Origin of the sequence: Persicitalea sp. (genome assembly GCF_041751555.1) — a bacterium.
Lineage (GTDB): Bacteria > Bacteroidota > Bacteroidia > Cytophagales > Spirosomataceae > Persicitalea.
The window spans coordinates 1-13,559 of sequence record NZ_JBGSXF010000176.1 but is presented as its reverse complement, the minus strand read 5'-3'; the positions used below and the strand labels follow the sequence as shown (position 1 = coordinate 13,559).

General features: G+C 47.9%; 10 protein-coding genes. All 10 read left to right on the top strand.

Annotation, left to right across the window (positions count from 1 at the left end; all coding sequences use genetic code 11):
* Positions 1-543 (top strand): hypothetical protein (locus ACEW8P_RS06090; protein WP_373512213.1); only part of this gene is annotated, 543 nt, incomplete at its 5' end.
* A 43-nt stretch (positions 544-586) separates the two neighbouring features.
* On the top strand, positions 587-808 hold the full coding sequence (locus ACEW8P_RS06085; protein ID WP_373512212.1) for a hypothetical protein: 222 nt from the start codon (positions 587-589) through the stop codon (positions 806-808).
* Between the two features lie 68 nt (positions 809-876).
* Entirely contained in the window at positions 877-3,192 is a 2,316-nt protein-coding gene (locus ACEW8P_RS06080; protein ID WP_373512211.1) for a DUF3991 domain-containing protein, read from the top strand.
* Positions 3,193-3,381: 189 nt separating this feature from the next.
* Complete coding sequence (locus tag ACEW8P_RS06075) at positions 3,382-4,287, top strand: DUF932 domain-containing protein (protein ID WP_373512210.1); 906 nt, start codon at positions 3,382-3,384, stop codon at positions 4,285-4,287.
* Positions 4,288-4,385: 98 nt separating this feature from the next.
* A complete protein-coding gene (locus ACEW8P_RS06070; protein WP_373512209.1) occupies positions 4,386-4,574 on the top strand; it encodes a hypothetical protein in 189 nt (62 codons plus the stop codon).
* Positions 4,575-4,740: 166 nt separating this feature from the next.
* Positions 4,741-5,196, top strand: coding sequence for a hypothetical protein (locus ACEW8P_RS06065; protein WP_373512208.1), 456 nt, complete (start codon positions 4,741-4,743; stop codon positions 5,194-5,196).
* Between the two features lie 20 nt (positions 5,197-5,216).
* On the top strand, positions 5,217-10,289 hold the full coding sequence (locus ACEW8P_RS06060; RefSeq protein ID WP_373512207.1) for a helicase-related protein: 5,073 nt from the start codon (positions 5,217-5,219) through the stop codon (positions 10,287-10,289).
* 185 nt (positions 10,290-10,474) lie between these two features.
* Positions 10,475-11,047: a GNAT family N-acetyltransferase gene (locus ACEW8P_RS06055; RefSeq protein ID WP_373512206.1), complete on the top strand. Its 573-nt coding sequence runs from the start codon at positions 10,475-10,477 to the stop codon at positions 11,045-11,047.
* Between the two features lie 15 nt (positions 11,048-11,062).
* Positions 11,063-12,022, top strand: a complete 960-nt coding sequence (locus ACEW8P_RS06050; protein ID WP_373512205.1) for a response regulator transcription factor — start codon at positions 11,063-11,065, stop codon at positions 12,020-12,022.
* A gap of 571 nt (positions 12,023-12,593) precedes the next feature.
* A partial coding sequence (locus tag ACEW8P_RS06045) for an N-6 DNA methylase (RefSeq protein WP_373512204.1) occupies positions 12,594-13,559 on the top strand: 966 nt, incomplete at its 3' end.

Sequence of the window (13,559 nt, the reverse complement as noted above, 5' to 3'; positions counted from 1 at the left end):
GCATTATCCAAAGCCACGGACTCTAACGTGGCTGAGTACACCGAGGAAATTAGGGAAATCTCCGGGATCATGAGCCAACCAATCTCCCCGATAGCCAAAGCGATAGAACTCAAAACGAGCCTGACCAACATAGCCGATTGGTATTTCGAGAGCGATGCCCAGAAACGAAGGGAGTTTCTCGATAAAACAGAATCCCTGTTCACGATAAGCTACAAGCAGGGAGTTCGCCTCAAGAATCCGCAGGGTGGGACGGACAGCGTTCTTGCCCAAGAACACCAAGTGCCGCTATCGGAGCTTCCGACGAACCACAAAGGGGTGCCTATAAACGAAAGGCAAATGAAAAAGCTACTCGGTGGCCACAGCATCACCGTAGTCGCCGAACCGGGTACTGAGGCCGAGGGAGTGCCTGAAGCCAAAGTGAAGTTTAATTCCATATCGGGGAAACTCGTGGAAATAGGGGAGGGGCAGCCTCGGCTTGTGCAGGCTGAGCAGCCGAAAAAGAATCTCGAAACCGAAGTGCCTTCCGTGAGGCGTCGGATATGAGACTCACCTAAGGAGATCCACTACCAGCTTACAACCAACTCCTATGAAAATCAAGAATGAAAATGAGTGTCTACTTACTGTGGATTACATTATTCAGACCTACGGTGAAGACGCCCTAGAGCCATGCTGCATTGTCACGGATGATGAAGATGAGGAGACAATATTAATCCCAAAAATGAGGGAGGCCATGTCAGCTGATATGTGGTACGAATTGCCCCAAGGATTCAGGCTCTTCGTACTCCAGGCTTTTTACGAAAATCTTTGAGGCAGAAGCATGGCGACCAATCCATTTTCCGATAAGAAATCCTCATTACTCCAAACTCGTCTCTCACTATGAACCAGCCCGTCAACTTCGTAGATAATGACAAGGTTGAGCTATTCGATCAGTTGAATGCCAATAATGTACGCTACATGGCTTTTGGAAGCTTTTCGATCAATGCTTACGAACAAGCGCGAACCGATAGCACCATTAAACTTTGGATCGACCCCGCTCAGGAAAACATTATCCTGCTCAATACAGCGCTGCGCGAATCAGGCCGGAGTCCGATCACTGCAGATTTCGACCCTAAAGCGAAAAAGCCCCTCAAATCTGATTCAGGTATTGCTACCAGAGACAGTGTGGGCGTCGATTTCTACCCCGCTGTCAACGGATTCCAGGTTTCTGATTTCGCCAAGGTATACGATCGTAAAGCCACGATCAAAGCGCACGAGTTTGCCAACAGTGCCACCAATCAGGGTTTGCTGATTGACCATATGTCCTTTCCCGACCTCTACCATAATACCGGAAACACAAACGGTAAAGCCAAGGAGTACAACCTGGATGTCCTCTTCAAAGCCGTGAAGGCTTTCGACCTGCCCAGCCAGAACATCGCGGAACCTTCAACCTATCTCAGCATGGAAACTAAAAATAAACCAGAACCAGTCGTGAAGTTTTCCAAACCCAAGCAATTTACGCCAAACTACCAGAGAAGGGATTTTGCGCAGATCAGGAATGAATTGGACATGGAATTGGTGCTTCAGCACTACAGCTATGAGATGAGTGCAAAGTCGAAGCCTAATGACAGATGGCGGGTGTACAAATCGGGCATCGAGGGCGACAGCCAGCGTCTGGCGGTTATGAACAATGCTGACAGCGGATTTAAGGGGTTCGTGGATCTCAATAACAATGCGTTTAAGGGAGATGTATTCGCCTTCATAAAATATAAAGAAGGAGACTACAAAAACGCTTTCCGGGTGGTGGATCAAATACTCGGTAGCCCAGATTATAAGGAAAAGGCGGCGCAGCTCAGGCCAATGACGCCCGCTTCTCCCAAGCAGTACTTGAATGACGAGAAATTGCGACAATCCGACCTGATCGAGCAGTACAACTTGACACTCTTGCCGGAAAATCGACCCAATTACCTGACCGAGAAGCGGTGTATTTCACCCGAAACGCTCTTTGCTCCAGAATTTAAAAATCAGGTCTTGGCGTCTAAAAATGGAGAACACACTAATATCGTCTTTCCATTAACTTCGAGGAAGGGGAACATTCTGACCATGGATATGCGGAATGAGGACTTCAAAAGCTTCCCGCCCGGCTGCAAGGGTGACGCCATTTGGAAGAGCAACGAACACGCCAAGCTTAAGGCTGAAAAAGATTTTGTGGTAAATGATGAAAATATGCATTTAGATAAAGATACCAAGGGAACAGTATCCAAATCGAATGGCAAACTGACTTTTCACACCAAGCATCCAGAAAAGGGAGACGTCTCGGTTGAAGTTCAAAAGACCGAATTAGAAATAACGACTAATCGGATCATGATCTCTGAATCACCCATTGATTCAATTTCCTACCATCAACTTTCTCCTCCCGTAATAGGCGAGTATCGACAATACATCTCAGCGGCAGGCAACCCATCTTATCAGCAAATCGAACAGATTGGAAATATTGTCCAATCCAACCCCCAAGCCCAGTTCGTGATCGGAATGGATGGAAATATGGCGGGAAACCGTTTTGCTGTTAATATGTTGGCCCAGGAACACCCACGGCGGGACAATCGCTTCGCGATACTCCCGCACGTGGTTTATAAAAACCCCACACCGGCAACCGGAGCCGGGGGCGTGGAAATGGATGCAAAAGAAGTGGGGCATAACGTGCTTACCATCGAAATAAAATACCCGCTGAGCAAGGAAGCGGGGTTCCGGGCTGTTTTGGCAGAAAACGCAGGTGTAATCGACCGAGTGGTTGATAAAATGAATATGTTTCAGCGTAAAGATAAGGAGGCAAACGAACTCCGGCGAGAGAACCTGATTGATTCCGAAACGAATGTCCTGCGGACGGTAACGGAGATAAAATTTCCTAACGTAGGCAGAATGCTGGAGGCGGCGCTGTATCAGTTGGGAGTGGAAATCGAAAGAAGGGATGGAAGAAAACTTACGAACGTAGTCAAACCAACGGCAACACAAAACGACTTCAACGATGTCTTGAGAAACCGAAACGGAAAGAGCTTGCCAACTTCTAGCAACCTTTCTATGGGGCAATGGTCACTCTTGTCATTTCTCCAACAGTCTAGACATAAACCTATAATCCCCGCTGAAACGAAAAATCAGCAAAATCATAAAGATTCTAAGGAAGAAGGGCCACCCAAAAAGAAGGGACCCAAATTATGACTAAATAAAACTTGCACATTATCAAGGGCTTTCCTCCAAAGGAAAGCCTTTTTTTATAGCAAATGGGAAGAAGGATTTTCTCTCCAAATTGTGTTCATCTAAGTTGTAGGAATCAAGATAAAGTGGTACCTTTAGGTAGTTAAGCAGTTGACAGACTGCCATTTACAAACCTCTTAATTCATTTTTATCATGGTAAATCAAAATCCATTCATCGTCACAACCCTCTCAGATTGGGAGGTCGTCCAGTCCAAAATTTCCGCCACGTCATTAGAGCGAAACGCGGAACTACCAGGGTACAAAGCCCTGCTTCGCAGCGACACGGGAGCCTTGCTTAATGTCTGCAAAAAAGGGTACAACCCTATGTCCAACGCTTCGTTTATCCGCAGTGTGGAGCGTTTCGCCGACGTTACTGGCTTCCCGATCGAGGCCATCTACGAATTGGAAGGCGGTAAGAAAATGCTCGGTTTCCTCAAATGCACGGAGCCTTTCGAGGTCGGCGGTTTTGAATTCAAAGACCATCTGATGATTGGCAACGGCCACGACGGACAGACCACGTTTTTCGTCGGAAATTCTAATCTGATGATGCGCTGCCAAAACCGTTTTGCCCGTCAGTACCGCTCCCTTAAAGTAAAGCATTCACGCGGGCTCGAGATTGGCGTGGAAAGGATTCAGGAGGAGTTTTACAACTACCGGAAAAGTCTCCGCGCATACTACAAAAGCATGAATGACTTCTCCAAGGTGGAAGTCTCGAAGGAGATTCACGACAGCTTGGTAGCTCGTTTGGCTAACCTCAGCAGAGAGGAACGGCTAGGCCAGGCCGAAATCAGCACCCGCAAGCAAAATATTGTTTCCACCATTGAGGCTTGCTTCAGGACGGAAATGGCCGATACTGGACACACCCTCTTTGGCCTGTTCAACGGTTTGACCAACTACACGACGCACGAACTAGGCGTGACCGCTGACAATGGAATGTCCATGTTTAACCGCGCGGAGCGGCTCAATTTGGACGGCTACCACCAATGCCTCAACATCGCCAACGGCCACCAGCTTCTGAAGGCCTGCGACCTGCCCATTTTTGCCGACCTGATAGCCTGATTTCCTCACCCGTTTGCAGGCCGGGTATTTTGCCCGGACTGCAAACCCTTATTTCAAACTGCAACATGAATAATCAGAATCAAACATATTCCCAGAAAATGAGCCAACTTGCCCAAGAGCAGGTAAGCGCCTATATAGTCAGGAACAAGGATTTATTCGTTTTTGGAAGTGAAGAAGCCTGTTCAAGAATCTTGAAATCTTTTCAAGGAGAATACCAATACGCCACCCTGAGCTTTGCCATTGACCCGTGGTACGTGCATTACGTGACCGTTTTCAACTACCATTAAGCGAAAGTAGTCAGAAGCAAAAAAGGCCGATAGCGACAAGCTATTGGCCTTTTTTGCTGGGGCGGGGTTCCAAAACCCCGAAAAATAGGAAACAACTCAAATAAATTAAAATAAAAATTTTACATTTGATATATGTTAATTAAGAATTAATAATTTGAATAAGGATATGATAGAGGATAGAAACGAGCCTCAGAGCGGATATTTTGAAAACAGCATCAAAAAATATCTGCTGGATCACTACCCGGATTTGATTCAGGAGGAAGGTATTCAAAACCACCTGGCGGAATTGACCCAAGATACGGTTGCCCTGTTCCTGGCGTATGATCGGGCAGGAATGCCGACTTACGAAGCGATGGAACGCGCCCTCACCGAAACTCTGGAAGGTATCTCTTCGCCTTACGGTATTCTAAAAGATTTCTTGTTAGAAAATGAGACTTTTCTAACCTATGCGACTGGAATTGAAGACTTGGGCGAACAGGATTTGGTGCTGAAAGTTCTAGCCGAAAACACCGAACAGATTTCCGCCATCCAAATTGCGGCCACTCCCGAAGAGATGAGCCTGGCAAATAAGGAGTTGCTGAACGGAGTAAGGAAAACGCTTATCACGCTCAATAAAAAGTAAAATCCCGCCCCAACCCACCCATGAACAAGTTGGAACAAATGCGGTCAAACTTGACCGCGCTACGCCTGGCGTTTGAGGTTCATCTCAGTTTTAGAAATGCCAATCCACAGGAGAACACGGTTTTATCGCAGTACGCTGGATTTGGCGGACTGAGCGAAATACTGAGCGATCCCAAAATTGACGCGCTTTGGACAGATTCTAATAAGCGTATGCGGCCTTTGGTTCAGGAATTCCACGAGTTGGTGGAATTGTATAGGCCGAATGACTCCGCCAAATACATTGAGTCAGCCAAGAACAGCGTCCTTACTGGTTTCTATACACCGACTCCCATTGTCGAGGCGTTCTCCTCTTCCTTAAAAGCCACCGGGATTCCGTTAAACTCCGTACTCGATCCCTCGGCGGGGAGCGGCAGATTCATTGATACAATCAGAGTCGACCATCGCCTAGGCGATGTCCTGATGTTTGAAAAGGACTTGCTGTCCGGGCTTTTGCTTTCGGCAAAATCTGGCGACACAGTCAGAATCGAAGCTTTCGAGAACATCGGCGGTCAAAAGGACAATCTGTTCGATTTGGTGGCCAGCAACATCCCCTTCGGAAATATTTCAGTTTTCGATCCTTCTTTTGCCAGGAAAGGAGAGGTTGAAAAACAGGCGACCGGAAAGATTCATAACTACTTTTTCCTGAAAAGCGTCGAACTGGCCCGACCTGGTGGTTTGGTCGCCTTGATCACGACTGACAGTTTTGCCAATACTGAGAGTAATCGCGCTTTTCGCGAGAATTTGCTGCAAAAAGCGCGGCTGATTTCAGCGGTAAGGTTGCCTAATAATCTTTTCAAAGATGCGGGTACCGAAGCCGGGTCTGATTTCATCATCGTTCAGAAACGGACCAAACCCGTAAGAACGCTTTCTGAGCAGGAGATGCTATTCCTTGAAACCTCGCGCCCTATTCCGGGCGAGGATACGGTTAAGTCTAACCTATATTTTGATCGTGCGCCCAACCGTATAATTCACACGAGCCAAGACATTGCTACGAACCAGTACGGCAAGCCTGCGCTCATCTACAATCACGCTGGCGATGCCCAGCAAATAGGAAGAGAGGTTTTTGGGGTTTTCCAACAAGACCTGCTTAATACCTTTGATTACCGACTTTACCAGGCAAATCCCCTCACAAAGAGCAAACGGAAGTCAGCGCCCGCTGGCCAACTCGACTTGTTCTCTTCACCCTCCGCTGTTCCTTTTGCCCAGCCAGTTGCGATTGAATTTACGGGCGATCGTTACGAACACCTTTCCCAAGGCAGCATCGTACAGCAAGCGGGAACGGTTGGAACGCTTCAATTGGATGACGCCGGAAAAACCGTGGTAGAACCTATCCGGCTCTCTTCTTCTCAAAAGGGCCGTTGGGAAACGCTGATAGACATCCGGGACAGTTATTTCAAACTGGTTCACCAAGAGAGAGACAACCAAACTGAGAGTCCGCAGCTTCGCGAACAGCTCAACGAAAGCTACGATTCTTTCAAAGCCAGCTTTGGCTCCTTGAAAGACCGCACGAATATCGACACGATCCTGCTTGACCCAGCGGGTCGGCAGTTGCTATCGCTGGAAACCTACAACGAAGAGTCCAAGACCTACGAAAAAACAGATATTTTTCACCGTCCGGTTCACATTGCGAACGCTCAGGTTACCACTTTCACTCCGCAAGAATCACTAGCAGCGTCCCTGAATAGGTACGGCATTGTAGATTTGAAATATATGTCGGAAATCTCCGGCGAGAATTCTGATGGACTCTTGGCGGAATTATCCGAGCAGATTTACTACAATCCGCTCGACTGGGGCTATCAAATCAAAGACGTCTTAGGATCAGGTAACATTCAGGAAAAAATAGACCAGATAATAGCGGTAGGGTCGATGGTAACGTCTGATCCTTTGGAAGTCGATCGAACGCTCCGTTATCTGGAAAGTGTCCGGCCCGAACCAGTCCCATTTGAGTTGATCGATTTTAACTTGGGTGAGAGGTGGCTCGATACCGAACTTTACTCGAGGTTTGCGTCGAGTTTCTTCTCCACCGAGGTCGCGGTAAGCTATTCTCCGTCTATCGACGATTTTGGGATTAAAGGATTCGACCACCGCCACAATCCCAAACTTACTGAGGAGTTCGCCGTGCAATCCAACAGCCGAACTTACACGGGTTTGGATTTGCTGCATTACGCGCTGCTGGACAATGTTCCCAATATCACAAAGAAGGTCAGTGATGGTCAAGGCCGGGAAATGACTGTCCGGGATTCGGAAAAAATACGTCTGGCTTCCCAAAAGATCGACACGATCAGGAACGGCTTCGTCGATTGGATGAGAGAACTGCCCAGTTCGGAGAAAAAGGAAATTGAGGATACTTACAATCGGCTATATAATGCGGAAGTAAAGCAGAAATACGACGGCTCTCATTTGAAATTCCCGAATCTGCGCTTGCAGAACTTAGGGATCAAGGAGCTATACGGCTCCCAAAAAGATACCGCCTGGATGCTGATTCAGAACGCCGGCGGCATCGTGGATCATGAAGTGGGTACCGGGAAGACACTGACGATGATCGTCACGGCCTACGAAATGAAACGCCTGGGCTTGGTGGCCAAGCCAATGATCGTAGGTATGAAGGCCAATGTCGGGGCTATCGCCGATACCTTCAAAGCCGCGTATCCTGACGCCCGGATTCTTGCGCCATCCGAAAAGGATTTTTCCAAGCAGAGGAGGGAAAGGCTTTTCGACGCAATGGCTAATACTTCCTGGGATTGCATCATTCTGACGCATGACCAATTTGCTAAAATCCCCCAAAGTCTGGATGTCCAAAAACGTCTGATAGGTAGGGAAGTTGCCAATCTTGAAAAAGATTTGGACGAACTCAAGAGAACGGATTATAGGGTCGGTACCGCGTTATTGAAAGGATTAGAAAGAAGAAAGGTTTCCCTGACTAATAACCTGAACTCGGTTCTCCATCAGATTGATGAGAAAAAGGACAATGTCCTGGATTTTGAAAAAATGGGCATTGATTTCCTCCAAGTGGACGAGAGCCACAAATTCAAAAACCTGCTTTTTACTACCCGGCACGATCGGGTGGCGGGTCTGGGTAACCAAGTGGGATCCCAGCGGGCGCTCAATATGCTTTTCGCGGTCAGGACTATCCAAGAAAAGAGAGGAGAGGATTCAGGCGTTGCCTTTTATTCCGGGACGCCCATTTCTAACTCCCTGACGGAACTGTATTTGCTTTTCAAGTACCTGCGACCGAAGGAGTTGAAACGGCAAAAAATGGAAAATTTCGACTCTTGGCTGTCGGTTTATGCCAAGAAGACAACGGATTATGAATACTCCGTTACAAATCAGCTAATCGAGAAATCGCGTTTCCGGCATTTTATTAAGGTGCCAGAACTAGCCGCTTGCTATAGTCAGATCACAGATTTCCGAACGGCGGAAATGGTCGGCGTCGATCGACCTGCCGCCGTGCATCGACTGATAAACATCAAACCGACCGAGCAGCAGGCCGCGTTTACCGAAAACCTCATCAAGTTTGCCGCCAGCGGTGATGGTACCCTGTTGGGCAGAAGGCCGCTCTCGGAGTCAGAGGAGCGGGCCAAAATGTTGATCGCAACAAATTACTCTAAGAAATCGGCACTGGATATGCGGCTGGTTGACCCAACCAATGGTGACCATCCGAACAGCAAAGTAAGCCAGGCAGCGGCGGTGATTAGTAAGCATTACGAGGAATCTACGCCGTTCAAGGGTACCCAGGTCGTGTTCTGTGATTTGGGTACGCCTTCGGGAAATTCTCTCTTCAATGTGTATGATGCTTTGAAAACAAAGCTAATTCACGAGTACGATATGCCCGGCAACGAAATCCGGTTTATTCATGATGCGAAGAACGACAAGCAGCGTCAGCAAATCATCCGGGATACCAACGAAGGTCGAATTCGCGTGTTGATGGGATCTACCGAAAAACTAGGAACGGGGGTCAATGCGCAGAAGCACATCGTGGCCATGCACCATCTGGACGTCCCCTGGAAGCCTTCTGATTTTGAGCAGCGCGTTGGCCGAGGAGTCCGGGCAGGAAACGAAACGGCTAAAAACCATTTCGGCAACCAGGTGCAGAACTATGTGTATGCTGTGGAGCGGACGCTGGATAACTTTATGTTCAACCTGTTGCAGAACAAAGCCCTTTTCATTTCCCAGATTAAGAACCAAAACATATCAGTTCGGAGCATCGACGAGGGAGGTATGGACGAGACGAATGGCATGAATTACGCCGAGTACGTCGCCCTGCTTTCGGGCAATAAGGACTTGCTCGAAAAGGCCAAAACGGAAAAGCAGATCGCCGGTCTGGAATCAGAAAGGACGATATTCAACAAGGACATGGCTTCCCAGCGCCGCTCGTATTCCGTGTTGGAAAAAACGCTGGAAAGGGTAGGGGAGATGCTGGAAAAATTAAAGGCCGACCAAAAGCTACTTCACGGCAATAAACTGGAGAATCACCCGCTGGTGGAAGAAGACAAAATTGAGGAGTTAGGCATTTCCATGCTGACCGCTCAGCAAAAAAGGCTCGTCGGCATCACGAAAATAGCCACTTTTGAGGGCTTTGAACTTTCGGTAGATACCTTCAAGTTCGATGGCCATACGCAGCATAAATGGGATGTGCGGTCGCCCAACGGAATTGTCTACCGCCATAACAACGGCTACCTCAACTCGGAAAAAATCAGGACGGCTGGAGAGTATGTTAACAAAGCCACTTCAAGCGAACAAATAGCCAAACTGTTGAAACACCAGCATGAAAGGCAGGAAGAACTTACGCGCGATATAAAAATTGCTTCGGAAGCCCAAAACAAGCCTTGGCCGAAAGAAGGGAGGCTGAGAGAACTCAAAGCCAGCCTTTTTGACATCGAAAAGCGTCTTACCGAGAGTTTGAAGCCAAATGAAGAATTGGCTGACCATGGTCTAGAAAGCAAACCACAAAGCCAGGCGGTAAAGCAGGATACTTCGCGGGAATTGGACAGACCGAAGGCTGATGAACATGATACTGTGATAGAATCGCCACGATTTTCCAAAATCAGAGTTTAAAATGTTTTGTTTTAAGGCGGCTCTTGAACATTGCAAGGTAGTAACCGCCTAGGCATGAATTTTTTATTAAGATTATTCCCTCTGCAACAAGCATTATAAAATCACCACTTTTCCTGTATTACCGGAGCGAAGATCATTTTTGAAACTCTTGTTCGTTCGCCCTGTTCCTAAAAGCCACTTTTGAGATGGTTGAAGCTACCATTGAGGATAAAAAATTGGTTGTTGAAATTCTATTCCGGTCGTTTGAAGACAATATGAGCGTGAACTACCTCATTCCGCATGACTCGAAAAGAACCCTGCGACTCAGGGAATTAATCGCCTATTCACTTGAAATGTGCCGATTGTGGGGAAAGGTGGTGATTTCGGAAAACAGAAAGGCCTGCGCACTTGTGATTTTCCCCGACCGCAAGCGGACGACACTCAGAAGTTTGCTGATAATGGGACGTTTGATTCTCAAGTCCATCGGCTTTTGGAACATCAGAAAAGCCCTAAGTCGAGAAAATCAGGTGTATGCGCATCATCCGAGGATACCAATTTACCATTTATGGTTTGTCGGTGTCTTGCCCGAACATCAGGGGGAGGGCATAGGGAGTAAAATCCTGGAAGAAATTATGAAAGATGCTGCTGAAATGGGCAGACCCGTTTACCTGGAAACCTCCACGCATAAAAACATCCCTTGGTACCAAAAGCACGGATTTTCTATTTACGGCAAGATACAACTCAGCTACACGCTGTTTTTAATGAGAAGTGACAAATGAGCCACCAGAACAGATATGCGCGTATTTGGTACAGACATCCACATTGTTACCTTCTGCTTCATTGTCCTTGAAGCGGTGTTTTTCTTATACCAACTCTACTACTATCTGTGTTGGCCAAAGGATCAAAATCGCAAGTATTACCTAATTCTGCTTTTCCTGCTTATCGTCAAAAACCTGGCGATGGGGCTGTTCCCCGATCCACACATCACCAACATACCAATGGTGATTCAATACGCGTTCACCTACGCGGCTGGCTTTGTCATGGCCAGCTACTTTCCTTACTATTTTTACCGCTCCTATAATTTAGGGGGTCTGCGCTTTCACGCCACCTATGGCGTCGTTTTGTTTCTTTACATCCCTTTCACCCTGATTTTTACCACGGAATATCTGCTTGAGGGTGATATCGACAGCGCTATCGCCCACGGTCTGATTATCCCGGCGGCGTACAGTCTGGTACTGGCTTATGTGATGTATCAATCCATCCACAAAGCATTCAAAAAGAAGATTAAAAATCGGGAATTTTTTGAAGAAATCGGGATGTACTGCTCCGTTGTTCCATTCGTGGCCATTGCCTTTTTTCCCGGCATTGACCAAGTTACCGAGGCAATCATCACCAATCTGGGTTTCACAATCCTAACGTTTCTGTTCATCCGCCGATCTATCATACAAGCCAGACTGGATCGTGAGAAACTACAAGCTTTTGAAGCAGTTGAAACAGAAATTCCTCTCAACGGCATAGTCGATGTCATCGAGAGGAATATTCAGGTCTTTGAGAGAAACATGACCTTTTTCAACCTGACCTCGCGAGAGAAGGAGATCGTTCGGCTGGTAAGAACTGGGAAAACGTACAAAAATGTTGCCGAAGAACTGTACATTTCCAAAGGGACGGTTAAGAAGCACATTGAAAATATTTTTCAAAAAGCCGACGTCACCAGCAAGGTTCAACTCCTCCATAAAATCATGCAGAATCAATAGAAACGCGGTTTTTTGGCCAATGTACGTACTTGTACGTATGTGCTACTTCCTCGCGATTCTTGGGCTGTTTCGGTAAAATACGACTAAAGGCGTATTGCTAGGCCCAGCGGTTTCTAACAAATTTGCGCGACCTAAAACTCTATCCGTTTTGTAGAGTAACACGGATAGCGGGTTCAGGTGTGTGCACGATATGTGAAATGGAAAACCTAACCGATGAAATCAACCAAACAATCCCCTTTTAAAAATCTCAAAACTAAATGTCCCCAACTACAACAAATTCTCGACCGATATGGTCAGGATGCTCTTCACCCCAAATACCTAATAACCCAAACTGAGGAGGGAGCAGAGTTAGAACTGGTTCCCAAAATGCGCTTCGATATGTGCCGCGAAGAGTGGTTCGGCCTATGCCAGGATTTCAGACTATTCGTTTTTAAATCGTTTTACGAAAGGCTCTAAAATTCTTACCCGTTTCGCAGAAATTGCCGTAAATTCGGGTTCAAATGCCGCATTCCCGGCAGGGACGCACAAGTTAGTGCGTCCCTGCTTTTTGCGCTGAACCTGAATAAGCTCAATGTCTGACGACCAAAAGAAAAACCTCGAACAGCAACTCTGGAACATCGCCAACACCCTGCGCGGCAAAATGGGGGCCGATGAATTCCGCGACTATATCCTCGGCTTTATATTTTACAAATACCTCTCGGAGCGCATGTTGCTCTATGCCAATGAAATCCTGAAAGAGGACGGCTTGGACTATAGGCAGATTGACGAGGACAGCGACCAGGGACAGCAGTACCTCGACGCCATCCGCGAAGAGGCCATTTCCAAGCTGGGCTATTTTCTAAAACCTTCGGAACTGTTCCGCGAGCTGGTCCGCCGGGGAAACCTGCCGACCGAACCCGACAAGCCCGGCTACCAATACCCGCTGCTCGAAGAAGTCGAGGAGGAAGAAGCCGGGGAAGTCGATGAAACCATCGCCAGCAACTTCATTCTGGGCGATTTGGCCAAGATCCTCAGCAATATCGAGCAAAGCACGATGGGCCACGAGAGCGAGGAGGACTTTGGCAACCTTTTCGAGGATCTAGACTTGACGTCCACCAAGCTGGGCCGCACCGAAGCAGCCAAGAACGCCGTGATCGCCAAGGTACTGGCGCACCTTAATAAGATCGACTTCCGGCTGCAAGACGCCGACTCCGACGTGCTGGGCGATGCCTACGAGTACCTCATCGGCAAGTTTGCCAGCGGGGCGGGCAAGAAGGCCGGAGAATTCTACACGCCGCAGGAGGTATCGAAAGTACTAGCCAAGTTGGTGACGGTGGGCAAAAAACGGCTAAAATCGGTCTATGACCCCACTTGCGGCTCGGGTTCGCTGCTGCTGCGCGTGGCGCGGGAAGTGGATGACGTTGGCAAGTTCTACGGCCAGGAGCTTAACCGCACCACCTACAACCTGGCGCGGATGAATATGATCCTGCACGACGTGCATTACAGCCGCTTCGACATCAAGCAGGACGACACCCTCGAACACCCGCAGCACCCCGAC